General features: G+C 68.3%; 20 protein-coding genes. 1 reads left to right on the top strand and 19 read right to left on the bottom strand.

The features are described 5' to 3' along the window. Positions 1 to 1,383 precede the first annotated feature (1,383 nt). Entirely contained in the window at positions 1,384 to 3,228 is a 1,845-nt protein-coding gene (locus ACIBK9_RS44710; protein WP_397165067.1) for a hypothetical protein, read from the top strand. Here ACIBK9_RS44710 and truA read toward each other — a convergent pair. From truA to rpsH, 19 genes are all read right to left on the bottom strand, one after another. After that, on the bottom strand, positions 3,193 to 4,092 hold the full coding sequence (gene truA / locus ACIBK9_RS44705) for a tRNA pseudouridine(38-40) synthase TruA (protein ID WP_387669252.1): 900 nt from the start codon (positions 4,090 to 4,092) through the stop codon (positions 3,193 to 3,195). The genes ACIBK9_RS44710 and truA overlap by 36 nt on opposite strands. Before the next feature lie 80 nt (positions 4,093 to 4,172). Continuing rightward, the gene (gene rplQ, locus ACIBK9_RS44700) at positions 4,173 to 4,709 is read right to left on the bottom strand and encodes a 50S ribosomal protein L17 (RefSeq protein ID WP_397165065.1); all 537 of its coding nucleotides are present in this window, start codon (positions 4,707 to 4,709) and stop codon (positions 4,173 to 4,175) included. 159 nt (positions 4,710 to 4,868) lie between these two features. Further along, complete coding sequence (locus ACIBK9_RS44695) at positions 4,869 to 5,885, bottom strand: DNA-directed RNA polymerase subunit alpha (RefSeq protein WP_043623495.1); 1,017 nt, start codon at positions 5,883 to 5,885, stop codon at positions 4,869 to 4,871. Between the two features lie 103 nt (positions 5,886 to 5,988). Beyond that, entirely contained in the window at positions 5,989 to 6,615 is a 627-nt protein-coding gene (gene rpsD, locus ACIBK9_RS44690; RefSeq protein ID WP_352327498.1) for a 30S ribosomal protein S4, read from the bottom strand. A 23-nt stretch (positions 6,616 to 6,638) separates the two neighbouring features. Beyond that, the gene (gene rpsK, locus ACIBK9_RS44685; RefSeq protein WP_020542285.1) at positions 6,639 to 7,043 is read right to left on the bottom strand and encodes a 30S ribosomal protein S11; all 405 of its coding nucleotides are present in this window, start codon (positions 7,041 to 7,043) and stop codon (positions 6,639 to 6,641) included. 42 nt (positions 7,044 to 7,085) lie between these two features. Then, complete coding sequence (gene rpsM, locus ACIBK9_RS44680; RefSeq protein ID WP_125644650.1) at positions 7,086 to 7,466, bottom strand: 30S ribosomal protein S13; 381 nt, start codon at positions 7,464 to 7,466, stop codon at positions 7,086 to 7,088. 213 nt (positions 7,467 to 7,679) lie between these two features. Then, the gene (gene rpmJ, locus ACIBK9_RS44675) at positions 7,680 to 7,793 is read right to left on the bottom strand and encodes a 50S ribosomal protein L36 (RefSeq protein ID WP_003956441.1); all 114 of its coding nucleotides are present in this window, start codon (positions 7,791 to 7,793) and stop codon (positions 7,680 to 7,682) included. 24 nt (positions 7,794 to 7,817) lie between these two features. Further along, on the bottom strand, positions 7,818 to 8,039 hold the full coding sequence (gene infA / locus ACIBK9_RS44670; protein WP_012887858.1) for a translation initiation factor IF-1: 222 nt from the start codon (positions 8,037 to 8,039) through the stop codon (positions 7,818 to 7,820). Between the two features lie 276 nt (positions 8,040 to 8,315). Next, a complete protein-coding gene (locus ACIBK9_RS44665) occupies positions 8,316 to 8,693 on the bottom strand; it encodes a hypothetical protein (RefSeq protein ID WP_397165063.1) in 378 nt (125 codons plus the stop codon). A gap of 108 nt (positions 8,694 to 8,801) precedes the next feature. After that, the gene (locus ACIBK9_RS44660; RefSeq protein ID WP_397165062.1) at positions 8,802 to 9,227 is read right to left on the bottom strand and encodes a DUF1707 domain-containing protein; all 426 of its coding nucleotides are present in this window, start codon (positions 9,225 to 9,227) and stop codon (positions 8,802 to 8,804) included. 17 nt (positions 9,228 to 9,244) lie between these two features. Beyond that, positions 9,245 to 10,054: a type I methionyl aminopeptidase gene (map, locus tag ACIBK9_RS44655; RefSeq protein WP_352362891.1), complete on the bottom strand. Its 810-nt coding sequence runs from the start codon at positions 10,052 to 10,054 to the stop codon at positions 9,245 to 9,247. Positions 10,055 to 10,180: 126 nt separating this feature from the next. Then, complete coding sequence (locus ACIBK9_RS44650; protein WP_352327494.1) at positions 10,181 to 10,831, bottom strand: adenylate kinase; 651 nt, start codon at positions 10,829 to 10,831, stop codon at positions 10,181 to 10,183. Continuing rightward, on the bottom strand, positions 10,831 to 12,135 hold the full coding sequence (gene secY, locus ACIBK9_RS44645; RefSeq protein WP_387669260.1) for a preprotein translocase subunit SecY: 1,305 nt from the start codon (positions 12,133 to 12,135) through the stop codon (positions 10,831 to 10,833). Before secY ends, ACIBK9_RS44650 begins: the two co-directional genes overlap by 1 nt. A gap of 171 nt (positions 12,136 to 12,306) precedes the next feature. After that, positions 12,307 to 12,762 carry a 50S ribosomal protein L15 gene (rplO, locus tag ACIBK9_RS44640; protein WP_352327492.1) on the bottom strand — a complete coding sequence of 152 codons (456 nt, stop codon included), beginning with the start codon at positions 12,760 to 12,762 and terminating at the stop codon, positions 12,307 to 12,309. 2 nt (positions 12,763 to 12,764) lie between these two features. After that, positions 12,765 to 12,947 (bottom strand): 50S ribosomal protein L30, encoded by a 183-nt coding sequence (rpmD, locus tag ACIBK9_RS44635; protein WP_080043226.1) that lies wholly within the window; start codon positions 12,945 to 12,947, stop codon positions 12,765 to 12,767. A 2-nt stretch (positions 12,948 to 12,949) separates the two neighbouring features. Next, positions 12,950 to 13,579 (bottom strand): 30S ribosomal protein S5, encoded by a 630-nt coding sequence (rpsE, locus tag ACIBK9_RS44630; protein WP_049572667.1) that lies wholly within the window; start codon positions 13,577 to 13,579, stop codon positions 12,950 to 12,952. 25 nt (positions 13,580 to 13,604) lie between these two features. Beyond that, entirely contained in the window at positions 13,605 to 13,988 is a 384-nt protein-coding gene (gene rplR / locus ACIBK9_RS44625) for a 50S ribosomal protein L18 (RefSeq protein WP_125644663.1), read from the bottom strand. A 2-nt stretch (positions 13,989 to 13,990) separates the two neighbouring features. Next, positions 13,991 to 14,533: a 50S ribosomal protein L6 gene (rplF, locus tag ACIBK9_RS44620; RefSeq protein WP_352327491.1), complete on the bottom strand. Its 543-nt coding sequence runs from the start codon at positions 14,531 to 14,533 to the stop codon at positions 13,991 to 13,993. A gap of 17 nt (positions 14,534 to 14,550) precedes the next feature. Then, the gene (gene rpsH / locus ACIBK9_RS44615) at positions 14,551 to 14,949 is read right to left on the bottom strand and encodes a 30S ribosomal protein S8 (RefSeq protein ID WP_125644666.1); all 399 of its coding nucleotides are present in this window, start codon (positions 14,947 to 14,949) and stop codon (positions 14,551 to 14,553) included. Positions 14,950 to 15,052: the final 103 nt, after the last annotated feature.

The following is a 15,052-nucleotide window of genomic DNA, read 5'->3' as shown; positions in this document are numbered from 1 at the left end:
ACCACCGCTCCACCATCCCCGACCTCCCCCGCCTCCGCTCCCCACCCCTCCATCAGCACCCCCTTCGGCACCCCAGTCGCCTCCTCCGGACCCCATGCCCCAGGCGCGTCCTCCGGGCTTCGCTCGCCAAGCGCCGCCTCAGGGCCCGCGGCCCCAAACGCCGCCTCAGGGCCCAGTGCCCTTTCCGCGACCTCCGGCCACCGCGCGGGGGGCTCCTCCGAAGCTTCTGGCCCCTTCAACGTCCCTGGGCATCACGCCCCCTACGGAGCGCCCGTCCCCACCACCGGCGCCCCCTTCGCGCCTCCCGAGGCCGGCGCCCCCCAGGGCCCGAGTATCGACGAAGACACCGTCGCCGCCATACGGGTCCCCCGCAGAGACACCGGCCCCTGGCCAACCGGCACGCCGAACACCCCCACCGGCGCTTCCCCAGCTCCCACCGGCGCTCCCCCCACCCCAGCCTCGGCCTCGGGCCCCGCGGCCTCCGGTTCCGGCATCCCCGGCACACCCTTGCCCGGCCCCAACCCGGGAGCCCCCACCTCCGCCCCCGGCACCTCGGGAACGCCTGCCTCCACGTCCCACATGCCCGGAAGGCCCGTCTCGGCTTCCGACCCCGCGGGGATTGCCGGTGCCCCCGAGTGGGCTGTTGACGCCCCGACGAGGCCCGCCTGGGCCCCCCAGATCTCCGACGCAGCCGGCGAGCCGTCCCGGTCGTCCGCCCAGCCCGCCTGGGCCCCCCAAGCCCCCGACCAGGCCGCCTCGCCGCCCAGAGCCGTCACCGACCCCGGACGCCCCCTCGGCACCCCAACCGAAGCCGGCTGGGGCCCCAGGCCGTCCAGCGAGACCGGGCCGAGCGCAGGCACCACCGACACACCCGCCTGGGCTCCCCAAACCCCCGACCAAGCCGCCTGGACCCCCAGAAACGCCACCGAAGCCACCTGGGGCCCACAGCCCGTGAACGACGCCAGCTGGAACCAGCACCAAGGGGGCAACCCCGCCCAGGGCTCGCAGCCAGAGGACGACGCCTCCTGGAGTCGGCAACCTCAGAACGACGCCAGCCGGGGCCCGCAACCCGCGGAGAACCCCACCCGAGGTCCGCAACCCGCGCAGAACCCCACCCGAGGTCCGCAGCCCGCGCAGAACCCCACCCGAGGTCCGCAGCCGGAGGACGACGCCTCCTGGACCCCTGCCCCTGGCCAGTGGGCCGCCGTCCCGGAGGAAGACCCTCCCGCCTGGCGAGGCCAGTCGGCCGCGCCGGGTGCGCCGCCGTGGGAGCAGCCAGGGCCGGTCGTACCGGGTGCGCCGCCGTGGGAGCCGCCTCCCGCGTTCACGGCCGCCGCCGCGGGCCTTCAGGTGTGGCCCGCCCCGGTCGCCGACCCGCACGTCATGCCTCCCTGGCCCGCCGCCACGGGCGAACTCGTAGCCGAGCCGGACACCGACGACCCGGCCCTTGGCGATCCCACCGCCCGATTCCCGACCACCCAGGCCGGCCGCCCCACAGAGCCGCCGGTCACCCCGTCGACCGCCGCGACCGGCACCGCCGCCTCCGGCGTGCCCGCCGACCCGAACGCCACCGCACCGGCGTTCCCCCACGACCCCGCCACGCCGTACGACCCCGCCACGCCGTACGACCAGGACGCCGCCCCGTACGCCTCCAGCCACCCGCCGTACCCCGCCGACGCCCTCGACACCCCGGACGCCGCACCACACGACGGCCCTGACGCCGCACGGTTCGGTTCCGAGCCCGCACAGTTCGGCCCCGACGCCGGACGCTTCGCCCCCGAGGCCGGTTCATACGAGCCGGACGCCGGTTCGTACGAGCCCGATGCCGGGTCATACGAGCCCGATGCCGGTTCGTACGACCCCGATGCCACCCGTCCGGGCGGCATCCCCAAGGCGGCCCACTACTTCGACCCCGAGGCCGCCAAGCGCGACGCCGCCGCCACCGTCCAGCAGCACGCCACCCCGCCCCCTCCCCACGAGGAGCACGACCCGGCAGCCCTGGACACCCCGCCTCAGGGCATGCGCGCGTCCGACCCCCGCGAGGAGCCCACCGGCCCCATGCGGACGGCCCACTACGTCGAACCCCACCCCACCAACCCGACGGGCCGCCCCCCGGAGCCGGGCGACGTCCCCGTATGGCCCCCCATGCCCCCCGCCGAGGAGAAGCGCCCGGAGGACAGGCACCCGGACGAAAGCCCCGACGAGGCGACGCACCGCGCAACCGGCCACTCTTCCGACGCGCCCGCACAGAACACCCACCCAGCAGAACAGAGCCAGGACGACAGGCAGGCCAAGCCCCAGCCTTCACCAGAGCCGCGTCAGGACCCGTCCCCCACCCAGGACAAACTCCCCGACCTGCCCTTCAACCAGGACCTGTGGACGAAGAGGCCCGGCACCGCCCTGGACCTCCCCACCCCGCCCCACGGCACGCCCACCTTCCCACCCGGCGCGTTCAGGCAGCCCCCGTTCCAGATCCCGCCCCCACCGCCCCCGGCCCGCGGCAAGAGCAAGCGAGCCCTGCTCGTGACCCTCGGCGCCCTGGCCCTGGCCGGCGTCGCGACCGGCGGCTTCTTCGCCTACCGCGCGCTGAACACCGCCCCGCCGGCCGCCACGACCGCAGGCGCCACCCCCGCCCCGCCCACGCTGCTGCCCACCTCGGAGCTGACCACCAGCCCGCCCGCCGACGTGCCGGGGGCGTCCATGCTCAATTCGGAGGAGACCGACCCGAAGAAGATGTCCCTGACGGAGGCGTTCCCGAAGAAGAAGGTCTCCGCCGCCGGCACGACGTTCACCAGGGTCAAGACCGACACCGAGACGAGCTGCGACAAGGCGGCGACCGGCGCGTTCGCCGACGCGCTGCGCGAGCGGAAGTGCAGCCGGATCATCCGGGCCACCTTCGTCGACAGCAAGCGCCGCTACGCCGTGACCACCGGCATCGCGGTGCTGCCGACCAAGGAGGACGCCGTCCAGACCGACCTGGCCAAGAACCTCCCGCGCAACGTCTGGTTCCGCGCGCTGCCGGGTGCGAAGGGCAGCGGGGGCGAGCGGGTGTCCATCGCCGGCGGCTACGCGGCCGGCCTGGTGTGGGGCAGGTACATCGTCTTCAGCTACGCCACCCACGCCGACGGCCACACCCCGGACGCCGGCGACAAGACGCTGGCCAAGGTCAGCGGGGCGTTCCGGGACCAGACCTCACTCGTCCTGGAGCGCCGCGTCACCAAGGGCTGAGGCCGCGTCACCAAGGGCTGAGAGCGTGCGGACCCGCCGGGTGGCGGCGGCCCGCGCGGCGAGTTCGTCCGCCGCCGGGTAGCCCACCTCCTCCAGGCACAGCCCGTGCGCGGGCGCGACGTGCACCCCGGAGTCCCGTACGGCCCGGGTCAGCACCTGGCCGGGCCACTCCACCGGCCGCCGCCCGTCGCCCGCGGCCAGCAGTGAGCCCACCAGCGCCCGGACCATCGAGTGGCAGAACGCGTCCGCCACGACGGCGGCCACCAGCACGCCGTCCGCCTCGCGCGTCCACTCCAGGCGCTGCAGCTCCCTGATCGTCGTGGCGCCCTCGCGCTTCTTGCAGAACGCCGCGAAGTCGTGCTCGCCCACCAGCCGCCGGGCCGCCTCGTTCATGGCGTCGAGGTCCAGCGGACGGCTGTGCCAGACCACCTCGTGCCGCCGCAGCGGATCGACCCCGCCCGCCGTGTCGCACACCCGGTACGCGTACCGCCGGAACATCGCGGAGAAACGGGCGTCAAAGCCCTCAGAAGCCACCGAGACCCGATGAACGCGTACATCCAGCGGCAGAATCCCACCCAGCCGCCGGACGAGCGCAGAGAGCCGCTCATCGAGCTCCAGGGGCCCGCGGTTGCCGTCGAGCTCGGCCAACGACGCGGCCGGCACGTCCACGTGCGCCACCTGGCCGCGCGCGTGCACGCCCGCGTCCGTACGCCCGGCCACGGTCAGCGCGGCGGGCTCGCCCAGGCGCAGGATCCTGGTGAGCGCCAGCTCGATCTCACCCTGGACCGTACGGCGACCGGGCTGCCTCGCCCATCCGGAGAAGTCGGTCCCGTCGTATGCCAGATCCAGCCGGAGCCGTAGCACGATCGTCCCTTTCGCGTTCACGGAAAAGGGCCCGGACCCCCGCGAAGGGGGTCCGGGCCCGATTCAACCAGCCTGAGAGATCAGGCCTCGTCCTTCTTCGCCTCGGCCTCGGCGGCCGGAGCCTCCTCGGCGGCAGCCGGGGTCTCCTCGGCGGCGGCCTCGGGCGCCTCGGTCTCGGCGGCCTCGGTCTCCTCGGCGGCCGGAGCCGGAGCGGCAGCGGCGGCCGGAGCCTCGGTACGGCGGGTGGTGACACCGTTCAGCGGCTCGAACACCAGCTCGATGACGGCCATCGGAGCGTTGTCGCCCTTACGCGCGCCGACCTTGGTGATCCGGGTGTAACCACCCGGACGCTCGGCGAACGTCACCGCGATCTCGGTGAACAGGTGGTGAACCACGCCCTTGTCCTTGACCACGGTCAGGACCTGGCGACGGTTGTGGATGTCGCCCTTCTTCGCCTTGGTGATCAGGCGCTCCGCCAGCGGACGAAGGCGCTTGGCCTTGGCGACCGTCGTGCGGATCTTGCCGTGGCGGAACAGGTCCGTGGCGAGGTTCGCCAGGATCAGCCGCTCGTGCGCCGGGCTGCCGCCAAGACGTGCACCCTTGGTGGGCTTGGGCATTGCTTTCTCCTCTTGGGTTAACCCGCCCCGGCCGTACCAGGTACCGGAGTCGGGCCGGCCGCAGTCACCACGACTGGGCCGTTACGTTCGTCACGCGCCGAGCGGCTGGGCCACTCGGCGCGTGCGGGGCACGTGCGGAGACGGGTCTCCGCACGAGGCTCAGTACTGCTCGGTCTCGACGTACGCGCTGTCGTCGTCGTCGTAGCCGCCGCCGGCCACCGCGCTCGGGTCGAACCCGGGCGGGGAGTCCTTGAGCGCCAGCGACATCTCGTGCAGCTTCTGCTTGACCTCTTCGATCGACTTGGCCCCGAAGTTCCTTATGTCGAGAAGGTCCTGCTCGCTGCGGGCAACGAGCTCACCCACGGTGTGGATGCCCTCGCGCTTGAGGCAGTTGTAGGAGCGAACGGTCAGGTTCAGCTCCTCGATCGGCAGCGCCAGGTCGGCGGCCAGGGCGGCGTCGGTCGGCGACGGGCCGATGTCGATGCCCTCGGCCTCGACGTTGAGCTCACGGGCCAGGCCGAAGAGCTCGACGAGGGTCTTGCCGGCCGAGGCCACCGCGTCGCGGGGCTTCATGGCGGGCTTGGTCTCGACGTCGAGGATGAGACGGTCGAAGTCGGTGCGCTGCTCGACTCGGGTCGCCTCGACCTTGTAGGTGACCTTGAGCACCGGGGAGTAGATCGAGTCGATCGGGATGCGCCCGATCTCCTGGCCCGGCTGCTTGTTCTGGGCGGCGGAGACGTAGCCGCGACCGCGCTCGACGGTCAGCTCCATCTCCAGCTTCGCCTTGCCGTTGAGCGTGGCGATGCGCAGCTCGGGGTTGTGCACCTCGACACCGGCCGGAGGCGCGATGTCGGCGGCGGTGACCTCACCCGGGCCCTGCTTGCGCAGGTACATCACGACCGGCTCGTCGTGCTCGGAGGAGACGACCAGCTCCTTGAGGTTCAGGATGATGTCGGTGACGTCTTCCTTGACCCCGGGAACGGTCGAGAACTCGTGCAGCACGCCCTCGATGCGGATGCTCGTCACGGCCGCGCCCGGGATGGACGACAGCAGCGTGCGACGCAGCGAGTTGCCGATGGTGTAGCCGAAGCCCGGCTCCAGCGGCTCGATGACGAACCGGGACCGGGTCTCGTCGATCGACTCTTCGAGAAGAGTCGGGCGCTGAGCGATCAGCATGGTGGGTTCTCCCCTTGTCGTGTGGCGCCCGCTATATGACGCCACTCCGATAAACAGTCTAGTTCGGGTACGGAAATCCGCACCCGAACTAGGACGTCAGTGACTACTTGGAGTAGTACTCGACGATGAGCTGCTCTTGGACCTGGGTGTCGATCTGCTGGCGAACCGGCAGCTGGTGGACCAGGACGCGGAGCTTCTCCGGCACGACGCCGAGCCACGCGGGAACCGTGCGCTCGCCCGCGGTCGCCCGAGCGACCTCGTAGGGCAGCAGGTTGCGCTTGGTCTCGCGGACCTCGATGATGTCGTGCTCGCGAACGCGGTACGACGGGATGTCGACCTTCTTGCCGTTCACCAGGATGTGGCCGTGGCGCACCTGCTGGCGGGCGGCGTCACGCGACTGGGCGAAGCCGGCGCGGTAGACGACGTTGTCGAGACGGCTCTCCAGGATCTGGAGCAGCACCTCACCCGACTTGCCGCTCTTGCCCGCGGCCTCCTCGTAGTAGTTGCGGAACTGCTTCTCGAGGACGCCGTAGATGCGACGGGTCTTCTGCTTCTCGCGAAGCTGAAGCTGGTACTCGGACTCCTTGGGGCGTCCGCGGCCGTGCTCACCCGGCGGGTAAGGACGGATCTCGATGGGGCACTTGGCGGACTCGCACTTGCTGCCCTTGAGGAAGAGCTTGGTCTTCTCGCGACGGCAGAGCTTGCAGTCCGCGCCCGTGTAACGAGCCATTTCTCAATATCTCCTGGGGAAATTCAGACGCGGCGGCGCTTCGGCGGACGGCAGCCGTTGTGCGGGACCGGCGTGACGTCCTGGATCGAACCCACCTCGAGGCCGGTGGCCTGGAGGGAGCGGATCGCGGTCTCGCGGCCGGAGCCGGGACCCTTGACGAACACGTCGACCTTGCGCATGCCGTGCTCCATGGCGCGGCGGGCGGCGTTCTCGGCGGCCATCTGGGCGGCGAACGGGGTGGACTTACGGGAGCCCTTGAAACCCACGTGGCCGGCGCTGGCCCAGGAGATCACGTTCCCGTTCGGGTCGGTGATCGAGACGATCGTGTTGTTGAACGTGCTCTTGATGTGGGCGTGCCCGTGAGCGACGTTCTTCTTTTCCTTGCGGCGCACCTTCTTCGGGGCACCCTGACGGCTCTTAGGAGGCATTGTTTGCCATTACTCCTGAGATCTTCGGTCCGCGGCTGTGGACTACTTCTTACCGGGCTTCTTCTTACCGGCGACGGTCTTCTTCTTGCCCTTACGGGTACGCGCGTTGGTCTGCGTGCGCTGACCGTGGACCGGAAGGCCCTTGCGGTGCCGGATGCCCTGGTAGCAACCGATTTCGATCTTGCGACGGATGTCGGCCTGGACCTCGCGGCGCAGGTCACCCTCGATCTTGAAGTTCGCCTCGATGTAGTCACGCATCGGGACGAGCTCGGTGTCGGAGAGCTGGTGCACGCGGAGGTCGCCGCTGACACCGGTCGCCTGGAGGATCTCCTGGGCGCGGGTGCGGCCGATTCCGTAGATGTAGGTGAGAGCGATCTCCAGCCGCTTCTCGCGGGGGAGGTCGACGCCAACCAGGCGAGCCATGGTCGGGCATTCTCCTTCTTTTGGGCGGAGGTCTTGCGCCGCACTACCCCTCCCCATGCCCGGGGTGAGGGCCCCGGCCTCCGACCGGGGGTCTCCTGAGTGGTACGGATCGCTCCGCCGGCCCAGGTGTGAGACGCGATTACTGTCGCGGGCTCCTCATGCGTCGAGCCCGCTCCCTAAATCGGGGCGGACTCGGAGAAACCTTGCGTACGACTAACCCTGACGCTGCTTGTGGCGCAGGTTGTCGCAGATCACCATGACGCGACCGTGCCGGCGAATCACCTTGCACTTGTCGCAGATCTTCTTGACGCTCGGCTTTACCTTCATTGTCCTTCGTGTTCCTCAGACGTCTTACTTGTATCGGTAGACGATCCGCCCGCGACTCAGGTCGTAGGGGCTCAGTTCAACGACTACCCTGTCGTCCGGCAGAATTCGGATGTAGTGCATCCGCATCCGTCCGCTGATGTGGGCCAGGACCTTATGGCCGTTGTCGAGCTGCACCCGGAACATGGCGTTCGGGAGCGACTCAACCACAGTGCCCTCGATCTCGATGGCGCCGTCTTTCTTGGCCAAAATCCCTCGCGTTTCACTGATCGGTCGTCTGAGGCTCCGGTTCACTAAGCAGCCGCGACCTCACGCTTCGAAGAGAGCGGCGATCGGCAAAGACCGCCGACGCGTGATAGTCATAGTGAGCCGACTAAGGAGTGTACGACACCTGAGCCCAAAACGCGAAACGCGTGCCAGGTGTCCTGACACAACCATGTAAGAGTCTACCCCACGGCCCGCACTCCTTCGTCCCTCCACCGAAGGACCCGCCGGGCGGACCGGCGAGCCCTTCGCGGAGTGCTCCTAGTAGATGCGGTGCCGGTCACCGCAGTACGTGGACGAGCCGCCCCAGCACGTCCAGGTGTAGATCTTCCTGATCCCCCGGCCGGACCAGGTCTCGTCGTGGCTCCCGTCCCACTTCCGGGAGAACTGGTGCCAGCTGCCGTTCGCGTAGTACCGGAACCACACGTAGCCGAACTTCGGCGTGGCCTCCTTGCCGTACCAGTGGGTGTAGACCTTGCCGTGCGACCGGTACGTGCTGCCGTGCGTGTACGCCTTGTGGTTGGCCGCGTAGAACGTGCCCCACCCCCCGGACGAGGCCGCCTGGGCGGCGGGGGCGACGGCGAGACCGGTGACGGCGATCGAGCCGGCGAGGGCGGCGGCTGCGAGGACCTTGCGCATCTGATTCCTCCGTGAGTCGTGTTCCCGACACGGCACACGCTAGGAACCAGCGCCGCCCCGCACTGCGGAGGAATACACACAGTGCATTACGGCACACACGGCTCCGGGCTAACTGCGCTTCGGCCCGTTCCCGAAGATCGTGCTCATCAGCAGGATCGCGCCCCAGGGCCCCATGACCCACAGCGGCCACGGATAGATCATGTGATCGGACGAGACGCTCACGATCAGCCAGATCACCCAGTTGATGGCGCTGGCCGTGGCCCAGGCGCCCCAGGCCGCCCGCATGCCCGGATGCAGGTTGCCGCGCGTCGCGGGCGCCGCCTCGGGCTTCGCCGGCCGGTGGCGCAGGTCGACGTCGGGCAGGTCGGCGGTCAGCTTGGCCAGGTCACCGTAGGTCTTGCTCTTGTAGAGCTCTTCGAGCCGCTCGTTGAACTCGTCCATCGTGATGCGGCCCTGCGCGGTGTGCTCCCGGAGGATGGCGGCCACCCGATCGCGGTCGACGTCCGAGGCACGCATCTCGGGGCTGTTCGCCATTCCACCACTCCCGGGGGTCAGGGCTGAAGGTGACTCAGGCGCTCTTCGCCACCGTCCAGGGCGGTAAGCACCCAAGGTCCATTATGTGTCACCGCGACGCTGTGTTCGAAGTGCGCCGAGGCCTTCCCGTCGATCGTCACGACCGTCCAGTCGTCGGACAGCACGCGGGTGCGCTCGGTGCCCAGGTTCACCATGGGCTCGATGGCCAGGCACATGCCCTCCTCCAGCAGCGGGCCGCGGCCCGGCTTGCCGTGGTTGGCGATCCACGGGTCCATGTGCATCTCGGTGCCGATGCCGTGGCCGCCGTACTCCGGGGGGATGCCGAAGCGGCCCTGAGTCTTGACGTAGCGCTCGATCTCGTAGCCGATGTCGGACAGATGGCGGCCGACCTTCAGCGCGGCGATGCCGCGCCACATGGCCTCCTCGGTGACCCGCATCAGCTCGGTCAGCTTCGGGTCGACCTCGCCGACCGGCACCGTGACGGCGGAGTCGCCGTGCCAGCCCTCCAGGATCGCGCCGCAGTCGATGGAGATGACGTCGCCCTCGCGCAGCTTGCGGGCGTCCGTGGGGATGCCGTGCACCACTTCGTCGTTGACGGATGCGCAGATCGTCGCGGGGAAGCCCTGGTATCCCTTGAACGACGGGATCGCGCCTTCGTCCCTGATCGCCTTCTCAGCGATGGAGTCGAGGTCGAGCGGCGTCATGCCCGGCTCGACGGAGCGCTTCAGCAGATCGAGCGTGCGCCCGACCACCAGGCCGGCGGCCCGCATCTTCTCCAGCTGCTCGGGCGACTTGATCTGGATTCCGTGTCGGTTTCTCTTGAACATTGTTCGGCACCCCCCGGGGTTTCTGACGGGCCTCGTGGGAGCCCTAATTCCCCCACAATAGCCGCACACAAAAAAGCAAGGTGGCACGGAGATCCGTGCCACCTTCGCAGGAGATCGTGTCCGGCGTCATCCCAGGTACGGGCGGATCGCCTCCATGGCCCGCTGCGTCACCTCTTCGACCGGCCCGGTCGCGTCGACGCCCACGAGGATGCCCTCGTCGACGTAGTACGAGACCAGCGGCGCGGTCTGCTCCTGGTAGACCTCCAGGCGGTGCCTGACGGTCTCTTCCTTGTCGTCGTCCCGCTGGAACAGCGCGCCGCCGCAGGCGTCGCACTTGTCGTCCTTCTTGTCGTCGAACTCCACGTGCCAGATACGGCCGCACTGGCTGCACGTGCGCCGCCCCGCCAGCCGCCGGACGACCTCGTCGTCGTCCACGACCAGCTCCAGCACCAGGTCGAGCTCCAGACCCCAGTCCTTGAGCATGTCGCGCAGGATCTCCGCCTGCGCGACGTTCCTCGGGAAGCCGTCGAGCAGGAACCCGTCCTGCGCGTCGTCCTCGGACAGTCGGTCGCGGACCATGGCGATGGTGACCTCGTCGGGCACGAGATCGCCACGGTCCATGTAGGTTTTGGCCAGCTTGCCGAGGTCCGTGCCGCCCGAGACGTTGGCACGGAAGATGTCACCTGTCGAGATCTTCGGGATGGACAGGTTCGATGCGATGTACTGGGCCTGTGTCCCCTTACCCGCTCCGGGGGGCCCGACGAGAACGAGACGCACTACCGCAGGAAACCTTCGTAGTTACGCTGCTGGAGCTGGCTCTCGATCTGCTTCACCGTGTCCAGGCCGACACCAACCATGATCAGAATGCTCGTCCCTCCGAACGGAAAGTTCTGGCTAGCCCCGGCCACCGCCAGCGCGACGATCGGGATCATGGAGATCAGACCCAGATAGAGCGCGCCGGGCGCGGTCAGACGGGTGAGCACGAAGTTCAGGTATTCAGCCGTCGGACGGCCGGGACGGATGCCCGGAATGAACCCACCGTACTTCTTCATGTTGTCGGCGACTTCAGCGGGGTTGAACGTAATCGACACGTAGAAGTACGTGAAGAAGACGATCAGCACGAAGAACGTGATCATGTAGACCGGGTGGTCGCCCCTGACCAGGTACTGGGAGATCCACTGCACGACCGCGTTGTTCGAGGTCGGGAAGAGCGAGGTCAGCAGCTGCGGCAGGTAGAGCAGCGACGAGGCGAAGATGACCGGGATGATGCCGGCCTGGTTGACCTTGAGCGGGATGTACGTCGAGGTGCCGCCGTACATCCTGCGGCCCACCATGCGCTTGGCGTACTGGACCGGGATGCGGCGCTGCGCCTGCTCGACGAAGACCACGGCCGCGATCATGAAGACACCGACGACCATGACGACCGCGAAGGTGAACTTGTTCGCCTGGAAGATGTTGGTCAGCTCGGACGGGAAGACCGCGACGACCTGGGTGAAGATCAGGATGGACATGCCGTTGCCGACGCCGCGGTCGGTGATGAGCTCACCGAGCCACATGATCACCGACGTGCCGGCCGTCATGATGATGACCATCGTGACGATGCCGAAGATGTTGTCGGGGTCGAGCAGGACGTCCTGCTGGCAGTTGGGGAACAGCTGGCCGGACCGCGCGAGCGCGATGAAGGCGGTCGACTGGAGGATGCCGAGGCCGATGGTCAGATAACGCGTATACTGCGTGATCTTGGCCTGGCCCGCCTGGCCTTCCTTCTTGAGAGCCTCAAGACGTGGAATCACCACGACGAGCAGCTGAAGAATGATGCTCGCGGTGATATACGGCATAATGCCCAGCGCGAACACCGACAGCTTCAGGAGCGCACCACCACTGAACAGCTGCACCATCCCATAGATGTTGCCGGTGGCTCCGTTACGGGCCTGATCGAAACAGGCCGCGAGGTTCTGGACGTGAACTCCCGGAGTCGGAAGAACCGAGCCGAGACGGAACAGCGCGATGATGCCCAGGGTGAAGAGCAACTTCTTGCGCAGGTCCGGTGTCCGGAACGCCCGGGTAAACGCGGTCAGCACGGTCCCTCCTGCGCGCCTTTATGGCGATGTGAGTATGCGGTGGTGCGGGGATCTGCCATGTCAAGTCTCAAGTCAAACGAGCCGGACAGAATCCTGCCGTCTCGCCGAACTCTAACGCACTAAGGGCGTGGGGGCCCATTGTCGGAACCCCCACGCCTCGTCATAGCGGAGCTACAGCTCGGTAACGGAACCACCGGCGGCGGCGATCTTCTCCTTCGCGGCGGACGAGAAGGCGTGAGCCGTAACGTTCACAGCGACGGAGATCTCGCCGGTGCCGAGCACCTTCACGAGCTGGTTCTTGCGAACGGCGCCCTTGGCCACCAGGGCCTCGACGGTGACGTCGCCACCCTCGGGGAACAGCTCGCCGAGCCTGTCCAGGTTGACGACCTGGTAGGTCGTCTTGAACAGGGCGTTGGAGAAGCCCTTGAGCTTCGGCAGACGCCTCTGCAGCGGCACCTGGCCACCCTCGAAGCCGAGGGGAACCGTGGTACGGGCGTGGCTGCCCTTGGTGCCGCGACCGGCCGTCTTGCCCTTGGACGCCTCGCCCCGACCCTTGCGGATCTTGGACTTGTTGGCACCCGGAGCAGGACGCAGGTCGTGAATCTTGAGCGGAGCCTTGTCAGTCATGACTAGTCGACCTCTTCCACCTCGACGAGGTGCGTCACCACGGACACCATCCCGCGAATCTCGGGACGGTCCTCCTTGACGACGACATCGCCGATTCGCTTCAGGCCAAGCGAACGCAGCGAGTCACGCTGGTTCTGCTTGCCACCGATCTTCGAGCGAACCTGAGTGATCTTCAGGCGTGCCATGACTAGCTCACCGCCTTCGCGGCCGCGGCCTCGGCGATGCCCTCGCGCTGAGCCTTGAGCATGCGGGCCGGAGCCACGTCCTCGATCGGCAGGCCACGGCGGGCGGCGATCTCCTCGGGGCGGGAAAGGCCCTTCAGAGCCGCCACGGTGGCGTGCACGATGTTGATCGGGTTGTCCGAGCCGAGCGACTTGGACAGCACGTCATGGATGCCGGCGCACTCCAGGACCGCGCGCACCGGGCCACCGGCGATGACGCCGGTACCGGCCGACGCCGGACGCAGGAAGACGACACCGGCCGCCTCCTCGCCCTGCACGGTGTGCGGGATGGTGCCCTGGATGCGGGGCACCTTGAAGAAGTGCTTCTTGGCCTCTTCGACGCCCTTGGCGATGGCCGCGGGGACTTCCTTGGCCTTGCCGTAACCGACGCCGACCAGGCCGTTGCCGTCACCGACGACGACGAGGGCGGTGAAGCTGAAGCGACGACCACCCTTCACGACCTTGGCCACTCGGTTGATCTTCACTACGCGCTCGATGTACGAGACGCCCTTGTCGGCGGCGCCACCGCGGCGATCGTCACGACGGTCCCGCCGCTCGCCACCGGTGCCGCCACCGCGACGCGGAGCTGCAGCCATCAGTGGTTCCTCTTCTCAGTTGCCATCAGAATTCCAGCCCGCCTTCGCGGGCGCTGTCCGCCAGAGCCGCGATGCGACCGGCGTAGCGGTTGCCACCGCGGTCGAAGACGACCTTGGTGATCCCGGCTTCCTTGGCCCGCTGAGCGAGGAGCTCGCCGACCTTCTTGGCCTTCTCCGTCTTGTCGGCCTCAAGGGTGCGCAGCGAGGCGTCCATGGTGGAGGCGCTCACCAGCGTGTGACCGACGGAGTCGTCCACGATCTGGACGAACATGTGACGGGTCGAACGGTTGACGACCAGGCGCGGACGCTCGGCCGTACCGACGACGAACTTGCGGACGCGGCGGTGACGGCGAGCCCGCGAGACGGTGCGGGCAGCCGTGTGCTTGCTGAACGCAGTCTTCGGAGCCATGCCTACTTACCAGCCTTTCCGACCTTGCGGCGGATCTGTTCGCCCTGGTAACGCACGCCCTTGCCCTTGTACGGGTCAGGCTTGCGCAACTTGCGGATGTTGGCCGCGACCTCGCCGACCTTCTGCTTGTCGATGCCGTCCACGTGGAACAGGGTCGGCTTCTCGACGCGGAAGGAGACACCCTCGGGGGCGTCGACGATGACCGGGTGGCTGAAGCCCAGCGAGAACTCCAGCTGCGTCGGGCCCTTGGCCTGGACGCGGTAACCGACGCCGACGATCTCCAGGGACTTCGTGTACCCCTGGGTGACGCCCTGCACCATGTTGGCGATCAGCGTCCGGGACAGGCCGTGCAGCGCACGGACCTTGTTCTCGTCGTTGGGCCGGGAGACGGCGATGGCGCCGTCGTCGTCACGACCGACCGTAATCGGGTCCGCGACCGTGTGAGAAAGCGTGCCCTTCGGGCCCTTGACCTGGACATCCTGGCCGGTGATCGTGATGTCTACGCCACTGGGCACAGGGATGGGCAGCCGTCCGATTCTCGACATGCTGTGATTCCTCCCCTCTACCAGACGTAGGCGAGGACTTCGCCGCCCACGCCACGCTTGCCGGCCTGCTTGTCAGTCATGAGACCGGCGGACGTCGAGATGATCGCGACGCCCAGCCCGCCCAGAACTCGAGGCAGGTTGTCCTTCTTCGCATAAACCCGCAGACCGGGCTTGGAAACCCGGCGCAGGCCCGCGAGCGAACGCTCACGGGTAGGCCCGAACTTGAGCTCCACCACGAGGTTCTTTCCGACCTTGGCGTCTTCGACGGCCCAGGACTGGATGTAACCCTCCTGCTGGAGGATCTCGGCGATGTGCGCCTTGATCTTCGAATACGGCATCGACACGCTCTCGTGGTACGCCGAGTTCGCATTGCGCAGACGCGTCAGCATGTCTGCGATGGGGTCGGTCATCGTCATGGCCAGTGGCCTTCCTCGCCGCGGTTTCCAGTCGGCCAAGCAGCGCTCTGCCGGTGGACCTTCGGCGCGGTCATGGACGCGAAGCGTCCTGTCTTCTTCTGAA

The sequence above is a fragment of the Nonomuraea sp. NPDC050227 genome (assembly GCF_044459705.1).
Classification (GTDB): Bacteria; Actinomycetota; Actinomycetes; order Streptosporangiales; family Streptosporangiaceae; genus Nonomuraea.
This window is presented reverse-complemented; position numbering and strand designations above follow the sequence as displayed.

Excerpts from the sequence above, each read along its gene's own strand:
- ACIBK9_RS44710 (WP_397165067.1), top strand. The coding sequence starts at position 1,384 with ATGCCTCCCTGGCCCGCCGCCACGGGCGAACTCGTAGCCGAGCCGGAC.
- rplQ (WP_397165065.1), bottom strand. The coding sequence starts at position 4,709 with ATGCCCAAGCCCACCAAGGGTGCACGTCTTGGCGGCAGCCCGGCGCAC.
- ACIBK9_RS44695 (WP_043623495.1), bottom strand. The coding sequence starts at position 5,885 with ATGCTGATCGCTCAGCGCCCGACTCTTCTCGAAGAGTCGATCGACGAG.
- rpsD (WP_352327498.1), bottom strand. The coding sequence starts at position 6,615 with ATGGCTCGTTACACGGGCGCGGACTGCAAGCTCTGCCGTCGCGAGAAG.
- rpsK (WP_020542285.1), bottom strand. The coding sequence starts at position 7,043 with ATGCCTCCTAAGAGCCGTCAGGGTGCCCCGAAGAAGGTGCGCCGCAAG.
- rpsM (WP_125644650.1), bottom strand. The coding sequence starts at position 7,466 with ATGGCTCGCCTGGTTGGCGTCGACCTCCCCCGCGAGAAGCGGCTGGAG.
- rpmJ (WP_003956441.1), bottom strand. The coding sequence starts at position 7,793 with ATGAAGGTAAAGCCGAGCGTCAAGAAGATCTGCGACAAGTGCAAGGTG.
- ACIBK9_RS44665 (WP_397165063.1), bottom strand. The coding sequence starts at position 8,693 with ATGCGCAAGGTCCTCGCAGCCGCCGCCCTCGCCGGCTCGATCGCCGTC.
- ACIBK9_RS44660 (WP_397165062.1), bottom strand. The coding sequence starts at position 9,227 with ATGGCGAACAGCCCCGAGATGCGTGCCTCGGACGTCGACCGCGATCGG.
- map (WP_352362891.1), bottom strand. The coding sequence starts at position 10,054 with ATGTTCAAGAGAAACCGACACGGAATCCAGATCAAGTCGCCCGAGCAG.
- rplO (WP_352327492.1), bottom strand. The coding sequence starts at position 12,762 with ATGACTGACAAGGCTCCGCTCAAGATTCACGACCTGCGTCCTGCTCCG.
- rpmD (WP_080043226.1), bottom strand. The coding sequence starts at position 12,947 with ATGGCACGCCTGAAGATCACTCAGGTTCGCTCGAAGATCGGTGGCAAG.
- rpsE (WP_049572667.1), bottom strand. The coding sequence starts at position 13,579 with ATGGCTGCAGCTCCGCGTCGCGGTGGCGGCACCGGTGGCGAGCGGCGG.
- rplR (WP_125644663.1), bottom strand. The coding sequence starts at position 13,988 with ATGGCTCCGAAGACTGCGTTCAGCAAGCACACGGCTGCCCGCACCGTC.
- rplF (WP_352327491.1), bottom strand. The coding sequence starts at position 14,533 with ATGTCGAGAATCGGACGGCTGCCCATCCCTGTGCCCAGTGGCGTAGAC.
- rpsH (WP_125644666.1), bottom strand. The coding sequence starts at position 14,949 with ATGACGATGACCGACCCCATCGCAGACATGCTGACGCGTCTGCGCAAT.